This window comes from Nocardioides marmoraquaticus, from assembly GCF_054777915.1.
The window spans coordinates 89,799-110,687 of sequence record NZ_BAAHAA010000012.1 but is presented as its reverse complement, the minus strand read 5'-3'; the positions used below and the strand labels follow the sequence as shown (position 1 = coordinate 110,687).

The 20,889-nt window shown below is 73.8% G+C and carries 24 protein-coding genes; 14 read left to right on the top strand and 10 right to left on the bottom strand.

What is annotated here, in order from left to right; genetic code table 11:
- Positions 1 to 105: 105 nt before the first annotated feature.
- On the bottom strand, positions 106 to 1,392 hold the full coding sequence (locus tag ACYU8I_RS11110; protein ID WP_460840637.1) for a plasmid pRiA4b ORF-3 family protein: 1,287 nt from the start codon (positions 1,390 to 1,392) through the stop codon (positions 106 to 108).
- A gap of 30 nt (positions 1,393 to 1,422) precedes the next feature.
- Here ACYU8I_RS11110 and ACYU8I_RS11105 point away from each other — a divergent pair, with 30 nt between their 5' ends.
- Both ACYU8I_RS11105 and ACYU8I_RS11100 read left to right on the top strand, forming a co-directional pair.
- Entirely contained in the window at positions 1,423 to 2,172 is a 750-nt protein-coding gene (locus tag ACYU8I_RS11105; protein ID WP_460840634.1) for an endonuclease/exonuclease/phosphatase family protein, read from the top strand.
- 22 nt (positions 2,173 to 2,194) lie between these two features.
- On the top strand, positions 2,195 to 2,710 hold the full coding sequence (locus ACYU8I_RS11100) for a hypothetical protein (RefSeq protein ID WP_460840632.1): 516 nt from the start codon (positions 2,195 to 2,197) through the stop codon (positions 2,708 to 2,710).
- Here the strand turns inward: ACYU8I_RS11100 and ACYU8I_RS11095 are convergent.
- On the bottom strand, positions 2,592 to 3,833 hold the full coding sequence (locus tag ACYU8I_RS11095) for an SDR family oxidoreductase (RefSeq protein ID WP_460840630.1): 1,242 nt from the start codon (positions 3,831 to 3,833) through the stop codon (positions 2,592 to 2,594). The genes ACYU8I_RS11100 and ACYU8I_RS11095 overlap by 119 nt on opposite strands.
- Before the next feature lie 51 nt (positions 3,834 to 3,884).
- On the opposite strand from ACYU8I_RS11095, the gene ACYU8I_RS11090 reads away from it, so the two are divergent.
- The gene (locus ACYU8I_RS11090) at positions 3,885 to 4,271 is read left to right on the top strand and encodes a hypothetical protein (protein ID WP_460840628.1); all 387 of its coding nucleotides are present in this window, start codon (positions 3,885 to 3,887) and stop codon (positions 4,269 to 4,271) included.
- On the opposite strand, the gene ACYU8I_RS11085 is transcribed toward ACYU8I_RS11090, so the two are convergent.
- A complete protein-coding gene (locus tag ACYU8I_RS11085) occupies positions 4,268 to 4,747 on the bottom strand; it encodes an FBP domain-containing protein (protein ID WP_460840625.1) in 480 nt (159 codons plus the stop codon). The two genes, ACYU8I_RS11090 and ACYU8I_RS11085, sit on opposite strands and share 4 nt — an antisense overlap.
- 37 nt (positions 4,748 to 4,784) lie before the next feature.
- Between ACYU8I_RS11085 and ACYU8I_RS11080 the strand changes: the two genes are divergently transcribed.
- On the top strand, positions 4,785 to 5,348 hold the full coding sequence (locus ACYU8I_RS11080; protein ID WP_460840624.1) for a TetR/AcrR family transcriptional regulator: 564 nt from the start codon (positions 4,785 to 4,787) through the stop codon (positions 5,346 to 5,348).
- A 4-nt stretch (positions 5,349 to 5,352) separates the two neighbouring features.
- Complete coding sequence (locus ACYU8I_RS11075; RefSeq protein WP_460840622.1) at positions 5,353 to 5,829, top strand: cupin domain-containing protein; 477 nt, start codon at positions 5,353 to 5,355, stop codon at positions 5,827 to 5,829.
- A gap of 12 nt (positions 5,830 to 5,841) precedes the next feature.
- On the opposite strand, the gene ACYU8I_RS11070 is transcribed toward ACYU8I_RS11075, so the two are convergent.
- Positions 5,842 to 7,407, bottom strand: coding sequence for a peptide chain release factor 3 (locus tag ACYU8I_RS11070; RefSeq protein ID WP_460840620.1), 1,566 nt, complete (start codon positions 7,405 to 7,407; stop codon positions 5,842 to 5,844).
- 136 nt (positions 7,408 to 7,543) lie between these two features.
- Positions 7,544 to 8,413 (bottom strand): nuclease-related domain-containing protein, encoded by an 870-nt coding sequence (locus ACYU8I_RS11065; RefSeq protein ID WP_460840619.1) that lies wholly within the window; start codon positions 8,411 to 8,413, stop codon positions 7,544 to 7,546.
- A 141-nt stretch (positions 8,414 to 8,554) separates the two neighbouring features.
- Here ACYU8I_RS11065 and ACYU8I_RS11060 point away from each other — a divergent pair, with 141 nt between their 5' ends.
- Positions 8,555 to 9,343 (top strand): hypothetical protein, encoded by a 789-nt coding sequence (locus ACYU8I_RS11060; RefSeq protein ID WP_460840617.1) that lies wholly within the window; start codon positions 8,555 to 8,557, stop codon positions 9,341 to 9,343.
- A gap of 114 nt (positions 9,344 to 9,457) precedes the next feature.
- Here ACYU8I_RS11060 and ACYU8I_RS11055 read toward each other — a convergent pair whose 3' ends face one another.
- Positions 9,458 to 10,738 (bottom strand): cytochrome P450, encoded by a 1,281-nt coding sequence (locus ACYU8I_RS11055; protein WP_460840616.1) that lies wholly within the window; start codon positions 10,736 to 10,738, stop codon positions 9,458 to 9,460.
- A 14-nt stretch (positions 10,739 to 10,752) separates the two neighbouring features.
- Positions 10,753 to 12,069, bottom strand: coding sequence for a cytochrome P450 (locus ACYU8I_RS11050; protein WP_460840614.1), 1,317 nt, complete (start codon positions 12,067 to 12,069; stop codon positions 10,753 to 10,755).
- A 62-nt stretch (positions 12,070 to 12,131) separates the two neighbouring features.
- On the opposite strand from ACYU8I_RS11050, the gene ACYU8I_RS11045 reads away from it, so the two are divergent.
- The gene (locus tag ACYU8I_RS11045) at positions 12,132 to 12,734 is read left to right on the top strand and encodes a TetR/AcrR family transcriptional regulator (protein WP_460840612.1); all 603 of its coding nucleotides are present in this window, start codon (positions 12,132 to 12,134) and stop codon (positions 12,732 to 12,734) included.
- A 181-nt stretch (positions 12,735 to 12,915) separates the two neighbouring features.
- Here ACYU8I_RS11045 and ACYU8I_RS11040 read toward each other — a convergent pair whose 3' ends face one another.
- Positions 12,916 to 13,554: a phosphatase PAP2 family protein gene (locus ACYU8I_RS11040; protein WP_460840609.1), complete on the bottom strand. Its 639-nt coding sequence runs from the start codon at positions 13,552 to 13,554 to the stop codon at positions 12,916 to 12,918.
- Between the two features lie 93 nt (positions 13,555 to 13,647).
- Between ACYU8I_RS11040 and ACYU8I_RS11035 the strand changes: the two genes are divergently transcribed.
- From ACYU8I_RS11035 to ACYU8I_RS11015, 5 genes are all read left to right on the top strand, one after another.
- The gene (locus ACYU8I_RS11035) at positions 13,648 to 14,373 is read left to right on the top strand and encodes a sulfite exporter TauE/SafE family protein (protein ID WP_460840606.1); all 726 of its coding nucleotides are present in this window, start codon (positions 13,648 to 13,650) and stop codon (positions 14,371 to 14,373) included.
- A 42-nt stretch (positions 14,374 to 14,415) separates the two neighbouring features.
- A complete protein-coding gene (locus ACYU8I_RS11030; protein ID WP_460840603.1) occupies positions 14,416 to 15,429 on the top strand; it encodes a zinc-binding alcohol dehydrogenase family protein in 1,014 nt (337 codons plus the stop codon).
- Positions 15,426 to 16,265 (top strand): hypothetical protein, encoded by an 840-nt coding sequence (locus ACYU8I_RS11025; protein WP_460840598.1) that lies wholly within the window; start codon positions 15,426 to 15,428, stop codon positions 16,263 to 16,265. The genes ACYU8I_RS11030 and ACYU8I_RS11025 overlap by 4 nt, the downstream gene beginning before the upstream one ends.
- Positions 16,266 to 16,589: 324 nt before the next feature.
- Positions 16,590 to 16,928, top strand: a complete 339-nt coding sequence (locus ACYU8I_RS11020; protein ID WP_460840594.1) for an antibiotic biosynthesis monooxygenase family protein — start codon at positions 16,590 to 16,592, stop codon at positions 16,926 to 16,928.
- Positions 16,883 to 17,347 carry an EVE domain-containing protein gene (locus tag ACYU8I_RS11015; protein WP_460840639.1) on the top strand — a complete coding sequence of 155 codons (465 nt, stop codon included), beginning with the start codon at positions 16,883 to 16,885 and terminating at the stop codon, positions 17,345 to 17,347. Before ACYU8I_RS11020 ends, ACYU8I_RS11015 begins: the two co-directional genes overlap by 46 nt.
- Here ACYU8I_RS11015 and ACYU8I_RS11010 read toward each other — a convergent pair.
- A complete protein-coding gene (locus ACYU8I_RS11010) occupies positions 17,328 to 17,645 on the bottom strand; it encodes a hypothetical protein (protein WP_460840591.1) in 318 nt (105 codons plus the stop codon). The two genes, ACYU8I_RS11015 and ACYU8I_RS11010, sit on opposite strands and share 20 nt — an antisense overlap.
- A 263-nt stretch (positions 17,646 to 17,908) precedes the next feature.
- Between ACYU8I_RS11010 and ACYU8I_RS11005 the strand changes: the two genes are divergently transcribed.
- The gene (locus tag ACYU8I_RS11005; protein ID WP_460840589.1) at positions 17,909 to 18,703 is read left to right on the top strand and encodes a siderophore-interacting protein; all 795 of its coding nucleotides are present in this window, start codon (positions 17,909 to 17,911) and stop codon (positions 18,701 to 18,703) included.
- A 7-nt stretch (positions 18,704 to 18,710) separates the two neighbouring features.
- Here ACYU8I_RS11005 and ACYU8I_RS11000 read toward each other — a convergent pair whose 3' ends face one another.
- A complete protein-coding gene (locus tag ACYU8I_RS11000) occupies positions 18,711 to 20,174 on the bottom strand; it encodes an MDR family MFS transporter (RefSeq protein WP_460840587.1) in 1,464 nt (487 codons plus the stop codon).
- A gap of 86 nt (positions 20,175 to 20,260) precedes the next feature.
- On the opposite strand from ACYU8I_RS11000, the gene ACYU8I_RS10995 reads away from it, so the two are divergent.
- A complete protein-coding gene (locus tag ACYU8I_RS10995; RefSeq protein ID WP_460840586.1) occupies positions 20,261 to 20,848 on the top strand; it encodes a TetR/AcrR family transcriptional regulator in 588 nt (195 codons plus the stop codon).
- Positions 20,849 to 20,889: the final 41 nt, after the last annotated feature.

Below are 20,889 nucleotides of genomic sequence, written 5' to 3'. Positions count from 1 at the left end.
ACCGCGACGACGTCGTCGCGGAACTCCTTGGGGTGGGGAGCGGGCATGGTCGACATCCTTCCAGCGGCGACAGATGTCGCCACAGATCAGATGACAATCGAACCTTCAGCAGTCCCGGACGACGTGGCTCAGGGCGAAGCGACTGATGGGTTCGCCGCCGTTCGACCAGCCGAACTCGCCGAGGATGCGCGCGATGCGGGCCAGCGGGAGCGCGCCGCCGGGGGCGGTGGCGGCGTACGCCAGGACGAGCAGCGACGCCTCGAGGGCGAACCGGTTGCTGTCGTCGGGACGCAGCCGGTCGGCGAGGTGGGCGCGGAGCGCGCCGGGGTCGCGGCGGGCGACGTCGCCGGCCCTGGTCAGCAGCAGCCGGCCCTTGCGCTTGCGCAGCAGGCCGAGCGTCTGCAGCGACTCGCGGAAGGCGAGCAGCGGCGGCAGGTGCACCTCACGCGTCCTCGCGCCCGGGTAGCCACGCACGCCCGGCACGAGGTCGGCGAGCGCCTCGACGTCGGCGGGCCGGAGGTAGCCGGCACCGGTCAGCGGGATGCCGTCGCCGTACGCGCGGTCGAGCAGCCAGCGGTGGGGCCGGTACGCCGCCGCGAGCGCCGCGTCGTCGGGGTCGGGGGCCGACGAGCCCAGAAGCCGCAGCGGCAGGTCGTCTCCCGACTCGGTGCGCAGCAGCCGCTGGCACAGCTCGGCGAGGAGCGGGTGGACGCCGCGGCGACGGAGGTCGAGGTACATCGAGCCCAGCGCCGCCTCAAGCTCGACCAGGTCGAAGCGCGCCGGGTCGGGCAGCACGCCGGCGAGGTCGACGGCGTCGGTCAGGCCGCCGCAGTCCTCCGGCGGCGCCGCGCGCGACCCGCCCGTCGCGACCACCAGCCGCGCGTCGTCAGGAGCGGGGCGCACCGCGACGACCCGCAGCGTCAGCTCGACCATGTCGCCGTAGTCGTAGACGTAGCGCAGCACGTCGCCCGCGTCGCGCACCACCTCGTCGAGCCGCACCCGCCACGCCCCGTCGCCGACGTCCTCCCCCTCGTCGACGTCGAACGGGCACAGGAACAGCTCGCCGCCTTGGTCGAACGGCCCGCCGCCGAGCGAGAAGCGGTGGAGGTGCCGGTCGGCCCAGCCGTACGCCGCCATCACCACCGCGTGCACGTCGGCCAGCACCAGGTCGGAGCGCAGCTCGACCTCGCGCCAGATCGGTGGCTCAGCGTGGTCGAGCTCGAGCCGCAGCGTCAGCAGCCGTACGTCGCGCAGCGGTGCCCGGCGCAGCCGCGGGCGCTCCGCAGCCTCACCCGGCCCGAGCAGCATCGAGGCGAGGTCGCGCAGCCCGACCAGCTCCTGGCCCGACGTCGCGGCGTGGAAGCGCCGCAACAGCTCGGCGTCGTCGCCCATGCCCGCACGCTAGCGGGGCACTGACCGGTCGTGAGCCTTCGCGTCGTCACCGCCAACGCCGCCTCGGGCCGGCTGCTCGACGGCACCCACGACCACGCGTCCTGGGTGTCGGCCGCGGCAGCCGTCGACGCCGACGTGTGGGCCGTGCAGGAGGTCGACCGGCTGCTCCCCCGCTCCGGCTCGGCCGACCAGGCGGCCGACCTGGGTGCGGCGCTCGGGTGCGAGGTGCGGTTCGCGGCGGCGGTCCACGGCTCGCCCGGGTCCCCCGAGGGCGTCGTCGCGGCCACGGGGGGCGACCCAGTGCAGGCGTCGTACGGCGTCGCCCTGGCCACGCGCCGCCCCGTGGTCGCCTGGCACGAGCTGCACCTCGAGCCGTCGAACGCGAAGCTCCCGGTGCCGACCGAGCCCGGGAAGGTGCTGTGGGTGCCTGACGAGCCGCGGGTCGCGCTGGCCGCGGTGCTCGACGACGTGACTGTGGTCAGCACGCACCTGTCGTTCGCCCCGACGCGGGCGGTCAAGCAGCTGCGCGAGGTGGTGCGGTGGGCGGCGCGGCTGCCCGGACCGACGGTGCTGCTGGGCGACCTCAACCTTCCCCGTCCCGTCGCGGCGGTGGCGTCGGGCCTGACCGCGGCGGCGGCCGGGGCGACGTACCCCTCGCCCTCGCCGAAGGTGCAGCTCGACCACGTGCTCGTCGGCCGCGGCCTGACGATCACGGAGGTCGCGACGCACCGGCTCGGCGGATCCGACCACCTCGCCGTGGCGGCGCACGTCGCTGACTGACGCGAGTGGGTATCGCCCTGCGGTGCAGTGGCGACGAGTGGTCTGGCAGGGGCTGACGGCGGGGACCGTCGGCGTGGTGGCGATGACGCTCGGCGAGCGGCTGGAGCAGGCGGTCACCGGGCGGCCCGACTCGTTCGTGCCCGCCCGCACCATGGAGCGCGTCGGCGGGATGCCCGAGACGGAGTCGCGCCGCGAGAACCTGCTGATGCACGCGGGTCAGGCGATTGTGCTCGGCGTGCTGCGCTCGGCCATGGCGCAGGCGGGGCTGCGCGGGCCGTGGTCGTCGGCGAAGTTCACCGTCGTGCGGCTCACCAACGACCAGCTGCTCGAGAACGCCACCGGCGTAGGCGCCCCGCCTCCCACCTGGCCCCGCGACGAGCTCGTGATCGACCTGCTGCACAAGTCGGTCTACGGGTTCGTCACCGGCTGGGTGGCCGACCGGCTCGCCGCGCGTGACGGGCTGGGCCCGGGTCAGCAGCACGCGGCGGTCGTGCCGGGACGGGTGAAGGGCGTCGGGCCGGTGCCGCGCCCTTCGTGACGCCCGCTCGTCCCTCGCGGGCTCCTCTGGGAGCGGGCGGGGCCGGGACGACCTTCTCGGCCTCGAGGGTGTCGAAGAGGTCGGTGAAGGCGTGCAGGGTGGAGCGGTACGCCGCGAACCCGCGCTCGCGGCTGCGGGTCATGTCGGTCAGGCACTCCATGTCGCGGCCGAGGTCGCCGTCGGTGTGCCACCACGACGCGACGCGCGACAGGTCGGCCTCGACGAGCCCCTCGCGCTCCGCAATGGCCGACCAGGTGCCGTCGGCGTCGTCCAGCGCGGCGACCTGCTCCTCGAGCGGGCGGGGGGCGTCGGCGTACCCCTCCCAGTCGACGCCGAGCCGCTCGGCCAGCCGGGGCCACAGCCAGCGCCACCGCACCACGTCACCGTTGGCGATGTTGTACGCCGTGTCGGCCGCCTCGGTCGTGGTCGCGGCCCACACCATCTGCTCGGCGTTGATGCCGGCGTCGGTCAGGTCGGTGACGCCGTTCCACTGCGTCTCCGAGCCCGGGAAGGTGAAGGGACGGCCGGTCTCGCGGCAGAGGGCGGCGTACGCGGCGAGGGTCTGCCCGATGTTCATCGCGTTGCCGACGGCGTGGCCGATGATCGTGTGCGCGCGGTGGACGCTCCAGGTGAACCCGTCGCGCTCGGCGGCGGCGAAGAGCTCGTCCTCCTGCGCGTAGTAGAAGTTGTCGTGCGGCAGCCGCTCCTCGTCCTCGTGGAACGGCGTGTCGGGCACCTCGCCCTGGCCGTAGGCCTCGAACGGCCCGAGGTAGTGCTTCAGCCCGGTCAGCAGCGCCACGTGCTGCACGCCCGTGCCGCTGACGGCGGCGAGCAGGTCGCGCACGAGGCCGCCGTTGACCTCGATGTTCTGCTCCTCGGTGTCCTGCCGGATCCAGGCGGTGACGAACACGTGCGTCGGCTCGTACGGCGCCAGCGCCTCGCGCAGCGCGTCGGCGTCGGTCAGGTCGGCCGAGACCGGCTCGACACCCTCCACCGGCACCCGGCCGCTGCGCGAGAGCCCGAGCACCCGCCACCCCTCGTCGACGAGCTGGTGGCAGAGCGCGGAGCCGGCGATGCCGGTGGCGCCGACGACGAGGGCGGTGCGGGGGTCTGGGGTGTCCACGCCCCTGGTTACCCCCCTGGCGCGACGTCAGGCGTGTGATGTGGTGGGCGCATGGTGACCTGGCTCGGTCCGCCCGACAGCCGGCTGCGGCGTACCCGGTCGGTGGTGGCGCTCGCGCTGGCCGTGCTGCTCGTTGTGGTGGTCGTCTGCCTCGCGCTCGGGCGGGTGCTGCCGGCCGTCTGGGCGGTCGCGTTCGGCGCGACGCTCGTGGCCGGCCACCTGCTGACCTGGCCGCGGGGGGAACCGGACGCCGACCTCACCTTCTCGGTCCCGGCCGCCGTGGCGACCGGCGTGACGGTGGGGGTGGCGAGCGGGTTCGCACTCGTGCTGCAGGGCGGCGAGACCGTCCAGGGCCTCGTCCAGTCCGCCGTCACGGTCGTCGTCGCGGTGCCCCTGCTCCTCGCGGTCACCTGGTGGCAGCGGCGACGTACGCCCTAGGCGCGCACGCGCTCGACGAACGCGAGCAGCCGCTCCCGCAGCTCGGGCACCCGGGTGTCGGGGCGGCCGGTGACCGAGACCTGGTGCTCCTTGCGCCTGGCCCGGGCGCGCTGCGCGCAGGCGAAGTCGGTGCAGACGTAGAGCCCGACGCTGTCGCCCGCCTTGCCGCGCGCCCCCGCCCGCGGCGCGACCACGAGGCGGGAGCCGTCGGGTGCGTCCTGGGTGCGGCACAGGTCGCACATCGTCTTCTTCGCCGAGGGCAGGCCCCCGGTCAGCCGCAGCTCCAGCGCGATGGTGGCGCCGACCAGCTCGGGGTCGGGCACGAGGTAGGCGCGCTGCGGCGCCTTCGGGTCCTCCCACGCGACGAGGTCGTCGGCCACCTCCGGCCACGTGGGCGGGAAGTTCGCCGCCGCTGCCCGGCTGCGCGTGCTGTTGACGAACGCCTTGCGGACGGTCGTCTCGTCCGGGACCTGCATGATGTCTCCTAACACTGTTAGGCGTTAGACTAACAGTGTGCCGCTGAGCCCTGACCGCGTCGTCGACGCCGCCGCCGACCTCGCCGACGAGATCGGCTTCGACGCCGTCTCCGTCAGCGAGCTCGCGCGCCGGCTCGGCGTACGCACCCCGAGCCTCTACTCGCACGTCGGCGGCTCCGAGGACCTGCTCACCCGCGTCGCGCTGGCCGCACTGGCCGAGATGGCCGACCTCGCGGCCGACGCCATGGCCGGTCGCAGCGGGTACGACGCCCTGGTCGCGCTGGCGGGCAGCTACCGGTCGTACGCCCGCGCCCACCCAGGCCGCTACTCGGCCAGTCGGCTGCGGCTGACCCCGTCGCAGGCCGCCGACAGCGCCGGCCCCCGCCACGCCGCCCTCGCCCGAGCCGTGCTGCACGGGTACGGCGTCGCCGGCGACGACGCGACCCACGCCGTACGACTCATCGGAGCGACCACCCACGGCTTCATCGCGCTCGAGTCGGCCGGCGGCTTCGACCACTCCACGCCCGGCTCCGAGGCCTCGTGGCAGCGCGCGCTCGAGGGGCTCGACCTGGTGCTGCGGGCGTGGGGTCACGCAGACTGACGCGATGTCGATGCCGCGCAGCTACCCGCCCCCGACGTACGACGGCGAGGTCAGCGCATGGTTTCGCGCGACCGACGCCGAGCCCGACGTCGTCTACCGCACCGGCGGGACGTGCGAGTACCTCGCGACGGGCGACCAGACCCGCGAGCGGTTCGGCCTCTACCGGTGGAACTTCGGCGACGACGAGACCGGCCCCGACGCCCACTTCCACCGCACCATCGCGGAGCAGTTCTACGTGCTGTCGGGCGAGGTCAGGCTGTACGACGGCCGCGGCTGGACGCCCGCCCGGGCGGGCGACTTCCTCTACGTGCCCGAAGGCGGCGTGCACGGCTTCCGCGGCGGCGACCGCGCGTCGATGCTGCTGATGTTCGCCCCCGGCGGCCCTCGCGAGGACTACTTCGAGACCCTCGCCCGCGGCGAGGAGATGACCGAGGAGCAGCGCGCGGCGTTCATGCTGCGCCACGACACGTACTGGGTGTGACGCCGACCCGCCTCACCCCGCGGCCAGGGCCTCGAGGGTGATCTCGGGGTGGTCGCGCTCGGTCTTGGTGGCGCGCCACTGGTCGGGGAAGAGGGCGAGCAGAGAGCCGTCGGCCCGCTCGAGCACCTCGACGCCGCGGATGGTGGCGAGCACGTCGAGGGCGTCCTTGTCGGTACGCCGCGCCAGCTGGAAGGGCAGCGGCGAGAGCCGGACCGGGCAGTTGAACTCCGCCTCCATCCGCGCCTGCACCACCTCGAACTGCATCGGCCCGACCGCGGCCAGCACCGGCGAGCGGTCGCCGCGGAGGTCGGAGCGGAGCACCTGGACGACGCCCTCCTGGTCGAGCTGGTCGATGCCCTTGCGGAACTGCTTGTCCTTGCTGATGTCGGTGGCCGTGCACGTCACGAAGTGCTCGGGCGCGAAGGTCGCGATGGGCGGGTAGGTGACGGGGTCGCCGACGTACACCGTGTCGCCCACGCGCAGCGCGTTGGCGTTGACCAGGCCGATGATGTCGCCCGGCGCGGCGGTCTCGACCGAGGAGAGCTCGCGACCGAAGACCGCCTGGGCGTACTTGGTCGCGAACGGCTTGCCGGTCGGCGCGTGCGTCACGACCATGCCGCGCTCGAAGGTGCCGGAGCAGACCCGGGCGTAGGCGAGGCGGTCGCGGTGGGCGGCGTTCATCCCCGACTGAACCTTGAAGACGAACGCGCTGAACTCGTCCTCCGGCGCGCGCGGCGGCCCGTCGACGGTCTCGAGTGCGTGAGGGGCGGGAGCCAGCTCGAGCAGGCGCTCCAGCAGCTGGGCGACGCCGAAGTTGAGCAGCGCGGAGGCGAACATGACCGGCGTCGTCCTGCCCGCGAGGAACGCCTCCTGGTCGTGGTCGGCGCCGTCGGCCGCGAGCAGCTCGTGGCCGTCGACCGCCATCGCCCAGTAGTCGCCCTCGACCTCGAGCGCCTCGTCGGAGCTCATCCGGCGCTCCGGCGCGATGGTCGCGCCGCCGGCGGTGCGGGTGTACTGCACGAACTCGCCGGTCGTGCGGTCGAGCACTCCCTTGAAGTCGCCCGACTCGCCGACCGGCCACGTGATCGGCGTCGGCCGCAGCCCGATCTGCTGCTCGATGAGGTCCATCAGCTCGAGCGGGTCGAGGCCCGGACGGTCCCACTTGTTGATGACGGTGATGACCGGGATGCCACGCAGCGCGCACACCTTGAACAGCTTGAGCGTCTGCGGCTCCATGCCCCGCGCCGCGTCGACGAGCATCACGGCCGAGTCGACGGCGGAGAGGACGCGGTAGGTGTCCTCCGAGAAGTCGCTGTGGCCCGGGGTGTCGACCAGGTTGACGACGTGGCCGTCGTACTCGAACTGCAGCGCCGCCGACGTGATCGAGATGCCGCGCTGCTGCTCCATCTCCATCCAGTCGGAGACGGTCCCCTTGCGCCCGGCCTTGCCGTGCACCGCCCCCGCCTCCTGGATCGCGCGCGCGTGCAGCGCGAGCGCCTCGGTGAGCGTCGACTTGCCGGCGTCGGGGTGGCTGATGACCGCGAAGGTGCGTCGTGGGCGGCGGTCGGGGGTGCTCATCTGCGTGCTCCTGGTGCTGGGCGTGGGCCGCCCGCCAGGGTACGGCGTCGAACGACGGGCACTTCGCCCGCGTACGCCGCCCTCCCCCGCGCCGGCACTGGGCCATGCTCGGCGGAGGTGCGAACTGCCAGTCGCCCTACGGCCGCCAGGTGGTGGAGCGGCGCGCGGCGCCGTAGATCGAGTCGATCCGCTCGTCGTCGAGGATCTCGCCGTGACGCAGCAACCAGGCCACCAGCTGGAGCCGAGGGACGACCTGCACGTCGACCGGTTGCGCCTTCACGACGACGTCGCGAGCGTTGACCGGCACGACGACGCCCTTGACCGGAACGGCATGCGCACACACCGCACCGAGCAGCCGGGCCGCCCGGTCGGCCTCGAACCGGGCGTTGCGCACGTAGGGCTGACGTTGACCGTTGACCATGACGGTGTTGCCGCCGACCCAGATCTCGGCTCCGCGGTGGTGCTTCGCGTTCAGCGTGAAGACTCCGCCCGGTCCGATGACCAGGTGGTCGATGTCGGAGCCCTGGCTCCCGACGTCGATGGCGTGCAGCACCCGCCACCGCCGATCCTTGCGGCAGAGCTTGGCCAGCTGGCCGCCGACCTTCTCCTCGCCGACGGCGCCTTGGCGCCACGTCGTGGCCTCGGTGCGCACGCCGAGCATCCGGCCGAGGGCGGTGCGCACCGGCGCTGCAGCCTGGAACGAGTCGGCGACCTTCCTGACCGACTCACCGGGACGGTTGCCGGCGAGGTCGACCCACGGACGCTCGACAGCCTCCTCCACCCGCGGCGGAGCTGCGGCCGCAGGTGCCGGCCGCCCTGCCCAGGCAGCCGCGGCTGTCACCACTTTCACGCGCCAGCGCTCCTCCGACGGGTGGGCCGTCTCGCTCGCGAGGTCCCAGTAGCCGAGGTCGGCACCGGCCGCGTCCTTGACGTAGAGCCGGTCGTGGCCGAAACGTCGCCACCGGACGACCGTGGTCCCACCTGACGGCACCGCCAGCTCGCTCATCCCGACCTCCCCCGTCGACGTGTCGAGGATGGGCGAACGGGGTGGGACGTGTCAGAAGAACCGACAATTCGCCTCACAACCCCAGCGGCGGGTCTCCGTCACGACCGGACGCGGCGGGCGGGCGGCTGGGAGGGTGGGCACGTGACGAAGACGTGGTGGATCGGGGCGATCCTGGCAGCGGTGTTCGTGCTCCTCGGCGGCATCTTCCTGGCGGTGTCGTTCACCCTGGGTGGCGAGGACCGGGCCACCATGCTTGTCGCCGGTGCCCTGTGCCTGCTGATCGGCCTCGGGATCGGGTCCGCGATCCCGGGGATCAAGCGCCAGCAGGACATCGGCGACGACGACGACGCGATGCGCGAGGTCGAGCCGCGGCCGGCGGGCGACGCCCCGAAGCCGTGGACCGAGGAGCAGCTGGCCGGCGATATCGCCGCCCGCGTCGTCGAGGCGCCGTACGTCGTGCTGCACGTGCCGGGCCGGATCCGCGTGCGGGCCGACCTCGCCGACGCACGGTTCCTCGGCCCGATGGGTGCCCGCGGCGTCAAGGAGGTGCGCACGCACGACGTCGTCTCGACGACGCAGGGCCAGGCCGCCGTGGTCGACCGCACCCTGTCGGTCTCGTGGTCGGCGGGCGTCGACGGCGCGCTGCGGCCCCGGGTCAGGGGCACGGCCAAGGCGTTCTCGGGCCAGGCGTTCGAGGTCAGCTTCCGCAAGGAGTACGGCGTGGGCGCCGACGGCTCCGTCGGCGAGCAGGTCGACTGGACCTTCGACCAACGCGAGCTGCAGCGGCCGGTGCGCGAGGCGTTGCAGGCGGCGGGCTGGAAGCGCACCTGGTCGGCCGAGGGCCGGCTCGGGCTGGTCATGGCGCTGGTGGGGGTCGGCTCCGCCGTGGCGGCAGGGGTGGCACTGCTCGTGCGGTGGCTCGTGGGCTGAGCCCTTCGAGACGGTTGCTGCGCAACCTCCTCAGGGAGCAGAGGAGACGGCTGCGTGCCTCCTCGCCCCGGTGGTCGAGGAAGGACGAGTCCTGTCACGAGACCCCGGGCCGGGTCAGGCGCGGACGCTGAGGCGCTGGAGGCCGCGGATGACCGTCGTCGAGCGGGGGACGGGGCGGCCGGCGAGGCGGAGGTCGGGGAAGCGCCTCAGCAGCATGCCGAGCGCGACCTCGCCCTCGAGCCGGGCGAGCGACGCACCGACGCAGTAGTGCGCGCCGCCGGAGAAGGCGAGCGTCTCGGGCTCGGGGCGCGCGACGTCGAAGGTGTCGGGGTCGTCGTGCTTCGCGGCGTCGCGCCCGGACGACCCGATCAGCACGAGCACGACCTGGTCGCGCTTGATGCGGTGGCCGGCGAGCTCGAGCGGCTCGTGGGCGACCCGGCCGGTCAGCTGCACGGGCGGGTCGTAGCGCAGGGTCTCGGCGACGAGCGCCGCCGGGTCACGCCGCGCCGCGGACAGCTGCTCGGGGTGGGCGAGCAGGTGGCGCAGCGCGTTGCCGATGAGGTTGGTGGTGGTCTCGAACCCGGCGAGCAGCAGCAGCTGGGCGAGCGAGACCACCTCGTCGGCGGTGGTCTCGACAGGCTCGACCAACGTGGGATCGACGAGGCGGCTGAGCAGGTCGTCGCCGGGCTCGCGACGGCGCTCGTCGAGCAGCCGGTCGAACAGCTCGCGCAGGTCGGCCTGGGCGGCGTACATCTTCTTGGCGTGACCGACCGACGACACCCCATCGAGCGCGGCGCCGAGGGTGCGGCCCCAGGCGGCGAGCCGCTGCTGGTCTGCCGGCGGGATCGCCATCAGATCACTGATCACGGCCACGGGCAGCGGGGTCGCGAAGTCGGTCATGAGGTCGGTCGTGCGGGAGAGGTCGAGCCGGTCGAGCAGCCGCGCGGCCGTCGCCTCGACGGTCGGCCGCATCGCCGCCACCCGCCGTGCCGAGAACGCCGGGGTGGCCAGGCGTCGCAACCGCGCGTGGTCGGGGTCGTCGAGGCCGAGCAGCGAGAGCTCGAGGGTGTTGACCTCGGCCTGGGGGTCCATGGGCCCGCCGGTGACGTCGAAGGGCTGCTGGCCGTTCGACAGCTGCACCCCGAACCGCCGGTCGCGCACCACCGCGTCGCAGGTCGCGAAGTCGGTCGCCACCCAGATCCCCGAGCGGCTCCACACCAGCGGCCCGCGGGCGCGCAGGGCGGCGTACGTCTCGTAGGGGTCGTAGCGCCACGGCGCCTGGAACAGCCGCGCCACCGGGTCGCCCAGCAGCGCGAGCCCGACCGTTCCGGCGCGCAGCAGCGCGAGCCGGCGGGCGAGGTCGAGGTCCTCGCGGGAGGGCAGCAGGCTCAGCACCCCTCCAGCATGGCTCAGGGGGCCAGGCGGGCGGGGAGGGCGGCGTACCCCCGCAGGATCCTGGTCGTACGCCGCTGTGCCCCGGGCTGCAGCGCGAGGTCGGGGTAGCGCTCGAGGAGCGTGCGCAGCCCGACCTCCCCCTCCATGCGGGCGAGCGCGGCGCCGAGGCAGTAGTGGCGACCCGACGAGAACGACACGTGCTGGTCGGCGTTGGCCCGGCCCACGTCGAAGCGGGCGGGGTCGTCGAAGACCTCGGGGTCGCGGTTGGCGCCGGCGAGCAGCGTCGTGACGACCGACCCGCGGGGGACCTCGCGGCCGCCGAGCTCGGTGTCGCGGGCGGCGGTGCGCCCGGTCAGCAGCACGGGCGGGTCGATGCGCAGCACCTCGTCGACGGCGTTGCCCCACAGGTCGGGCTCGGCCTGCAGCCGCTCGAGCTGCTCGGGGTGCTGGCGCAGCAGCGCGATGCCGTTGCCGAGCAGGTTGACGGTGGTCTCGAAGCCGGCCGCGAGCACCAGCCCGGCGGTGGCCTTGAGCTCGAGGTCGTCGAGCTCGACGCCGTCGTCGTCCTGGGCGGCGACGAGCTGGCTCAGCAGGTCGTCGCCGGGGTTGCGACGCACCTCGGCGAGGTGCTGGTCGAGCCACCGCTCGAAGGAGCGCAGCGACCGCTCGACCCGGCGGAACTCGCCCCAGCCCAGGCCCAGGTCCAGGCTCGGCGCTGCGCCCTCGCCGAACTCGAGCACCCGGCCGCGGTCCTTGTCGGGGACGCCCAGGATCTCGGCGATGACGGTGACCGGCAGCTGCGCGCAGTAGCGGTCGACCAGGTCGACGGGCTCGTTCGGGTCGAGCTCGGCGATGAGCTTGTCGGCGATCTCCTGGGTGCGCTCGCGCAGCTGCTGCACCGCCTTGACGCTGAAGACGCGGGTGACGAGCTTGCGGTAGCGGGTGTGCTCCGGCGGCTCGACCGCGAGCAGCGACGGCGGCGTGATCGGCCCGATCGGCACGTCGCGCTCGGCCCAGCGACGGATCGGCGTCAGCAGCCCCTGGCCGCCGAAGTCGATGCCCGCGCGCACGTCGGGGCTGGTCAGCACCTGCTTGACCACCGGGTGGCTCGCGGTGATGAAGGCGAAGGCCGAGCGGTGCAGCGGACCCTGCGCGCGGATCTCCTCGATGAGGTCCATCGGCAGCGAGCCGTCGGGGCTGGGCTGCGCTGTTGCCTCGATGAGGCGCGCCTGCAGGTCGCCGCGCCGGGCGCCGGCGCGGACGCCGTACCGCGGCAGGGCGTGCCCCAGGCCCCAGCGGGTCGCGGACGCGGCGTGGTCGAGCAGCTGCACGGTGGGCCTCCAGTCAGTTCGATACCGCACGGTATCCAATACTTGTGAGTATCGTCCCTCACGTGTCAACCCCCGCTGCCCGTCGCCGCCCGCCGCGGGCCGAGGTGCGCCGTACCCTCCTGGACGCCGCGGCCCAGGTCTTCGCCCGCCGCGGCATCGACGCCGCCTCGCTCGACGAGGTGGCGGCCGAGGCGGGGCTGACCAAGGGCGCGATCTACTCCAACTTCGCCGGCAAGGCCGACCTCGTCGAGGCGATGGTGGCCGAGAACCTCCGCACCAACCTCGACGTCGGCCTCGCCGCCGTCGAGTCGGGCGGGTCGATGGCCGAGCGGGCGCAGGCGCTGGGCGACGAGCTGAGCCGCAGCTACCTGCAGCAGCCCGAGTGGCACCTGCTCTTCGTCGACCTGTGGCAGCGCGCCGTGCGCGCCGAGCAGCGCGACGGCACCCTGCTCCGCCACCGCCAGGAGCTGCGCGACACCATCACCGCCGCCATCGTCGCCAACGCCGACGAGACCGGTACGACGCTCCCCCTCCCGCCCGAGCAGCTCGCGACCGTGCTCCTCGCGCTGTCGCACGGCTTCTCGATGGAGCAGCAGCTCGACCCCGCCCACGTCCCCGACGACCTGTTCGGTCGGGTGCTGGCGCTGCTCGTGCGGCCGGAGTAGCGGGCGGCAGGTACCGCCCCCTGAGGAGCCCGCGAGGGACGAGCGGGTGGCAGTACCGCCCCCTGAGGAGCCCGCGAGGGACGAGCGGGTGGCACGAAGGGGCGCGCCCTTCGTGGCTCGCTCCGCTCGCACCTCAGGGAGCGGAACAGGCTCGCTCGCACCTCAGGGGGCGGGTTCGGCCTCAGGCGGCGCGGGCGTAGGTGGGTTCGGGGGTGGGGCGGGCGAGGCCGGTGGCGAGCCAGGCGGAGGCGGCGACGCCGGTGGCGAGCAGGAGGGAGGCCACGACGTCGCTGGGGCGGTGCCACTGCAGGGCGACGGTCGCCATCCCCGCGAGCCAGCCGAGGGAGCCGGCGACGAGCCAGGCCCACGCGCGGCCGTGCAGGCCGAGGGCGACGACGAGGCCGGCGGCCAGGCCCGCGACGGCGGCGGTGTGGCCGCTTGGGAGGCTGTTGGAGCCGTACGCCGACGACACGTCGAGCAGGGCGGGCCGCACCAGCACCTCCTTCAGCACCTGGGCGCCCAGCACGGCGCCGACCACGGTCAGGCCGCCCGCCGCCGCGGCGCGGGGACCGCCGACCACGAGGCCGAGCAGCACCACGAGCACCGTGCCGAGCAGCACGCTGGTCGGGGAGACCAGGCCGAGCACCTCGGCGGGCAGCGTCGAGGAGCCGACCAGGTCACCCAGGCGCACCATCACGGCGGTGTCGAGCGCCTGACCTGCGGCAGTGCGCACCGCCGCGGCGTACGTCGCGACGAGCGCGGCGGCGCTGGCCACGGCGACGCCCAGGGCGACGCCGAGGCGGGTGGTCGTGCGCGACATGGGTCTCCCTCCCCGGTGCGAGCGTCCATGGTGCCGGGTGGACCTGAACGCAGCCCGAGAACGCGCCGAGAGCGTGCCGTGTGAGGGTGGGGCGTGCTCGACGTCGCCACCGGCTCCCTCGTCGCGATCGCGCTGGCGGTGCTGGTCGGGTCGCTCGTGCAGGGCGTGGTCGGGATCGGCCTCGGCCTGGTCGCCGCCCCCGTGATGACCCTGGTCGCGCCCCAGCTGATGCCCGGCACGATGCTGCTGCTCGTCTCGACGTACCCGCTGATCACGCTGGCCCGGGAGCGCGACGACATCGACTGGCGCAGCATCGGCTGGACCTTCCCCACCCGCGTGGTCGGTACGGCGGTCGGCGTCGGGCTCGTCGCCGTGGCCGACGACCGCCAGCTCGGCATCGCCGTCGGCCTCATGGTGCTGCTGGCGGTGCTGCTGAGCGCGCGCACCGTCGCGGTGCCCGTCAACCGCGGCACCCTCTCGCTCGCCGGCCTCGTCAGCGGCGTCACCGGCACCACCAGCTCGATCGGCGGGCCGCCCTTCGCGCTGCTGCTCTCGCACCGTCCGCCACGCCAGCTGCGCACCACCCTGGCCGTCTACTTCTGCCTCGGCTCGGCGATGAGCCTCGTCGGGCTCCTGACGACCGGCCAGCTCGGCTGGCAGCAGGTGCAGGTGGCCGCGCTGATGGTGCCGGTGCTGCTCGTCGGCACCACGCTGACCGGCGTGCTGCGCCGCGGCCTGAGCCCGGGCGTCGTACGGCCGCTCGTGCTGGTGGTCTGCGGCGCCTCCGCCCTCGTGCTGCTGGTGCGGTCGCTGGCGTAGGGGTACATCCTGGCCGCACCCGTCCCGTCCCCAGGAGGCTCCATGCGCGCGATCGGCTACCGCTCCCCCGGCGAGCCCGACGTCCTCGACGACGTCGAGCTGCCCGACCCCGAGCCGACCGGCCGCGACCTGCTCGTCGAGGTGCGCGCCATCTCCGTCAACCCTGTAGACACCAAGCAGCGGCGCAAGGCCGAGCCGCCGGAGGGCGCGACGCACAAGGTGCTGGGCTGGGACGTCAGCGGCGTGGTGCGCGCCGTCGGCCCCGACGTGACGGGCTTCGCCGAGGGTGACGAGGTCTGGTACGCCGGCTCGGTCACCCGCCCGGGCGGCAACAGCGAGCTGCACCTCGTCGACGAGCGGATCGTCGCGGCCAAGCCCGCGAGCCTCGACTTCGCGCAGGCGGCCGCGCTGCCGCTGACCTCGATCACGGCGTGGGAGATGCTCTTCGACCGCTTCGGCGTCGAGCGCGGTGGGGGCACCGGGCAGACCCTGCTCGTGGTGGGCGCCGGCGGCGGCGTCGGCTCGATCCTCGTGCAGCTCGCCGCCCGCCTGACCGGCCTGCGCGTGGTCGGCACCGCGTCACGCCCGGAGACCACCGCGTGGGTCGGCTCGCTCGGCGCCCACGACGTGGTCGACCACAGCAAGCCGCTCGGCCCGCAGCTCGAGGAGCTCGGCGTCACCGGGGTCGACCTCGTGGCCTGCCTGACCCACACCGACCAGCACTACGACCAGCTCTGCGAAGCGCTGGCCCCCCAGGGTGCGCTGTGCGTCATCGACGACCCCGGCACGCTCGACGCCAGCCCGCTGAAGCAGAAGAGCGGCACGCTGCACTGGGAGTTCATGTTCACGCGGTCGATGTTCGAGACCCCCGACATGGAGGAGCAGGGCCGGCTGCTCGCCGAGGTCGCCCGGCTCGTCGACGACGGCACGCTGCGCACCACCACCGACGACGTCTTCGGCGGGATCGACGCCGCCACGCTCCGTCGCGCCCACGAGCACGTCGAGTCGCACACCGCAGTGGGCAAGGTCGTGCTCGCGGGCTGGCCCGCTGCGTGAGGACCTTCTTCGCCTCCCTGCTCGCGCTCGTGGCCTGCCTGGTGCTGCCCGTCGCTGTGGTCGCGGCGTGGCTCGGGACGGTCGTCGACGACACCGACCGCTACGTCGAGACCGTCGGCCCGCTCGCCACCGACGCCCAGGTCGTCGACGCCCTCGAGCAGACGCTGACCGACCGCACGCTGAGCACCGTCGAGCAGAACCTCCCCCTCGACGCCGGCTCCGCCGACCTCCGCCCCGCCATCGCCGCGGGCGTCCGCACCGTCGTCACCAACCCCGAGTTCCGGCCCGCCTGGGAGGCCGCCAACGCCGACGCCCACCGCCAGCTGCTCGCCCAGCTGCGTGGCGGTGGCCGCGACGGTGACGTCGTGCTCGACCTCGGCTCCGTCGTCGACAGCGTGCTGCGGGAGGTCAGCGGGTCGCTGCCGATCCAGGTGTCGGCGCCCGAGGTCTCCGTACCGGTCACGGTGCTCCAGGGCGACCAGGTGCAGCAGGCACGCTCGGCGTACGACGTCCTCGACACGGCGCGGGTCTGGGCCCCCGCCGCGTGGCTGGTGCTCGTGGCGCTCGCGCTGCTGCTCTCGACCCGTCGCGGCGGCACGCTCGCCCTGGTCGGCGTCACCAGCGCCGTCACCCTCGGCGTCACCCTGCTCCTGCTCGGCTTCGCCCGCGACCGCGTCGTCGGCGCCGTCGCCGCCGCCGACCGCCCGCTGAGCGGAGCCGTCTGGGACGGCGTCACCGCCAGCCTCGACCTCCTCGTCCTCGTCGGCCTCGGCCTCGCCGCCCTCCTCGTCGTCCTCGGCCTCGCCGTCTCGTTCGCCTCGCGTCGCCGGGCCTAGCCGCGGCCGCCCCTTCGTGGCTCGCTGCGCTCGCACCTCAGGGACCGGCGGCGGGACGAAGCGGCGGCCCGCGCCCTCATCGGTCCACGCCTCGCAGGGTTCCCGACCGCCCGGACCTGCGAGGCGTGGACCGAACCACCGTCCCGTACGGTCGATGCGCCCTTCGTGACGCCCGCTCGTCCCTCGCGGGCTCCTCAGGGAGCGAGGAGTACGAGCGGGTGCGCCGGTCCCTGAGGTGCGAGCGGAGCGAGCCGGTGCCCCGCTCCCTGAGGTGCGAGCGGAGCGAGCCACGAAGGGTGCGCATCCCCCACCTAGGCTGACGCCATGAGCGTCATCAAGATCAACGCCATCACCGTGCCGGCGGGGTCCGGGGACGAGCTCGCGCACCGGTTCGCGGCGCGCGCGGGCGCGGTCGACGACGCGGACGGGTTCGAGGGCTTCGAGCTGCTCAAGCCGACCGACGACCGCGACCAGTGGCTGGTGATCACCCGCTGGCGCGACGAGGACGCCTTCCAGGGGTGGTTGTCCTCGCCCGGCTTCGCCGAGGGGCACCGTACGGCGGCCGAGCGCGCCGGCGGCGAGGCGCCGCAGCGGCCGGTCTCGACCCACAGCGAGGTCTGGAGCTACGAGGTCGCCGGCGGCTCGAAGCCCGAGCGGCCCTGACCCGCCACTGGGTTGTCCAGGGCAACCCCGCCCGCTGGGACGACCCCGGCCGGCTCTTCACCGACCCGATCACGCGCTGGTGCGTGACCGGCATCCAGCGGCGCATCGCCGCCGGTGACGAGGTGCTGGTCTGGATGGCGAACCGCGACCCTCGACGCCGCGGCGTCCACGCGGTCGCCACGGTGACGAGCGACCCGCACGTCGAGCCCGACGCCAAGCCCTGGGTCGACCTCGCGGTGTCGGCGTACGTCGTGCACGACCCGGTGTCGGTGCTCGAGCTGCGGGAGTCGGCGTTCGCCAGCCACCCGATCCTGCGGATGGCCCGCCGCACCGCCTACCCGTGCACGCCCGAGGAGTTCGCGGCGGCGCGCGAGCTCGTGCGGGAGCACGGGCCGACGCTCAGACCTCGATCCCCTTGACCCAGCGCTCGCCCTCGTCGCCGCCCCACGCGTCCCAGGCGACGCGGCCGGGCGAGGGGAAGCCGTCGTCGCCGTTCGTGAAGCCCTCGGCGTCCTTGTCGACGGAGTGCCGCTTGAAGTAGGCCTGCATCTTTGAGACGTCCTCGTCCGACAGGTCCTCGCCGTTGGCGAGCTGCTCCGCTCGGTGGCGGCCGGTGTCGGTGAAGCCCTTGCCGGCCTTGCCGTCCTCGATCCACTTCACGGCACGCTTGCCGTTCTCCTGGACGCCCTTGGGTGGTGTGTGCTTGCCCGATGCCATGAGGGCGCCGTACCCGGGTCCGGGGGGCCTCAGCCGGTGCTGCGGGTGGGCGCCCTTCGTGGCTCGCTGCGTTCGCACCTCCGGGAGCGGAGGTTCGAGCGGAAGGCCGAGGGAGCGGAAAGGCCGCGAGAACGGGCACTGGGATGGCGGTGCGGGCCCCGCCCGTACCCAGCCCAGGACGGGCGGGACCAGCACCGCGTACAATGTAGGTAAGGCTTGCCTAAGTGCGCAAGCCCCTTCTCGAGACTCAGCATCGGAGACCCATGCACGGCCGCGTTACCCGCACCTCCTGGCTCACCCCGAGCCTCGTCCGCATCGTCCTCGGCGGCGAGGGCCTCGAGGGGTTCACGATGCCCCCGAAGACCGACGCCTACGTCAACGTCGCGATCCCGCCGGCGGGGGCGCCGTACGGGCCGGTCTTCGACCCGAGGGCGGTGCGCGAGCAGCACGAGCGACGCTGGTGGCCGACCCGCCGGCGCTACACCGTGCGCTGGTGGGACCCCGAGGCGCAGGAGCTCGCCGTCGACTTCGTCGTGCACGGTGACGAGGGCGTCGCCGGGCCGTGGGCCGCGCGGGCCGAGGTGGGTGACGTGCTGGTCTTCGAGGGGCCCGGTGGTGGCTACCACCCGCGTCCCGACGCAGCGGCGTACCTCATGGTCGGCGACGAGTCGGCCCTCCCGGCGATCGCCGCCTCGATGGAGGCGGTGCCCGCGGGCAGGCGACTGGTCGTGCTGCTGCTGTGCGACGGCCCCGACTGCGAGGTCCCCCTGTCGACCGACGCCGAGCTCGACCTGCGCTGGCTGCACCGCGACGGCACCGCCCAGCGGCTGCTGCGCGAGCTCGAGACGGTCGAGCTGCCCGGGAGCGACGTGTGCGTCTTCGTGCACGGCGAGGCCGACGAGATCCGCGGCATCCGCCGCCACCTGCTGCTCGACCGCGGCCTGTCGCGGGCCGACATGTCGTGCTCGCCCTACTGGCGCCGCACCATGACCGACGAGGCGTGGCGCGAGATGAAGAAGGAGTACCTCATCTCGATGGAGGCCGACGTCCCGGCCTGAGCGGCGCTCAGGCGGCCCGCGCCGGCTCCTCGACGGGAGCCGGGCGTCGCACCAGCAGCGAGATCAGCACGACCGCCGCGGCGATGACCGCGCCCCAGCCGAGCGCGTCCTGCACGCCCATGGCGACGGCCGCCTCCGGCGACGCGCCGGTGGCGCCGGCCGCGGTCGCGCCCCGCGTCATCACCGTGATGAAGAGCGCGATGCCGGCCGCACCCGCGACCTGCTGCAGCGTCGAGACGATCGCGCTGCCGTGGCTGTAGAGCTGCTGCGGCAGCGAGCCCAGCGCCGAGGTCAGCAGCGGGGTGAACATCAGGGCGACGCCGATGCTGAGGCCCACGTGGGACGCGACGACGGTCCACACCGCGGTGTCGACGTCGAAGCGGCTCATCGAGAACAGGCCGAGCGTCACGATCACCGCGCCCGGCGTGACCAGCGGGCGGGGCCCCACCCGGTCGTAGAGCCGACCCACGAACGGCGCCATCAGGCCCATGGTGGCGCCGCCCGGCAGCAGCACGAGCCCCGTCCGCATGGTGCTCAGGTCGAGCGCGTCCTGCAGGTAGATCGGGATCAGCGTCAGCGAGCCGAACATCGCCATCATCGCGACGATGACGAGCCCGACGGCGACGGAGAACGAGCGCGAGCCGAAGGCGCGCAGGTCGAGCAGCGCCTCGTCACCGAGCCGCAGCTGGCGCCAGACGAAGACGACCAGGGCCAGGGCACCGACCACGAGCGGCACCGCGGGCGGCACCGGCGCGCCGCCCTCGACCGCCTCGCCGATCGACGACAGGCCGTAGATGACGCCGGCGAAGCCGATGGCCGAGAGCACGACCGAGACCGGGTCGACCTTGGTACGCCGCGTCTCCGCGACGTCGCGGACCCAGATCCGGCCGGCGACCAGCGCGAGCACGGCGATCGGCAGCACCAGCCAGAACATCCAGCGCCAGCTCAGCTGCTGCAGCACCACGCCGCCGACCGTGGGGCCGATGGCGGGGGCGACGGAGATGACGATCGAGATCGTGCCCATCATCCGGCCGCGCCGCTCGGCCGGCACGAGGTTGAGCACGGTGGTGATGAGCAGCGGCATCATCACCGCGGTGCCGGAGGCCTGCACCACGCGGCCTGCGACGAGCAGCCCGAAGCTCGGCGCAACCGCCGCGAGCAGCGTGCCGAGGGTGAACAGCGACATCGCGACCGTGAACAGCGTGCGCAGCCGGAACCGGCTGATGAGGAAGCCGGTCAACGGGATGACCACGGCCATCGTCAGCATGAAGCCGGTCGTGATCCACTGCGCCGTCGACGCCGTGATCCCGAAGTCGGTCATCAGGCGCGGCAGCGCGACGCTCATGATGGTCTCGTTCAGGATCACCACGAACGCCGACGCCACCAGCAGCCCGATCAGTCGAGCTCCTCCCGGGGGGAGGGTGGGGGTCGTCGCGGTCGTGGCGTCCGGGCGGGCGGGTGCCTGGGTCACGGTCGTCCTCGTTCTGATCGGAAACTTGTACGGCGTACAAGTTTGTATGGTGTCCAGAAATTCCCGGATCATGCGAGGTGTCCACCGTGGGTCTGCGCGAGGACAAGAAGGCCGCGGCCTGGCACGAGATCCGCGACGCCGCGTGGCGGCTCTTCGAGGAGCGCGGCTACGCCGAGGTCAGCGTCGAGCAGATCGCGGCGGCGGCCGGCGTCTCGCGGAGCACGTTCTTCAACTACTTCGCCGCCAAGGAGGCGGTCGTGCTCGACCCGTCGCCCGAGGAGCGCGAGCTCGTCGAGCTGCTGCTCGAGCAGCAGCCCGAGTCGGCGGGGCCGTGGGAGGCGGTCGTCGCCGTCGTGGAGGCCCTGGTCGACGAGACCCCCGAGCGCATCGTGCTGCGTCGCCGGCTCACCGCGAGCGAGCCGGCGCTCGAGCGGCGCGCGACCGAGATGGGTCGGGAGTTCGCCGACCTGCTGCGCGCGTGGCTGCGGACCCGGTTCCCCGACGACCGGCTCGGAGCCGACCTGGCCGTCGACGTCGCCCTCACCGCGGCGGGCACGGCGTGGTCGGCCTGGTCGACACCGCCCGACGGCGCGGGCGTGGCGGCGTACGTCGACCTGGTGCGGGAGTGCCTCGCACGGGCCGGCCGGCTCGCCTCCACGGCGGCACCGAGTTAGGCCAGCCTCACCTGAAAACCGCCTCTGACCTGCGGTTTAGG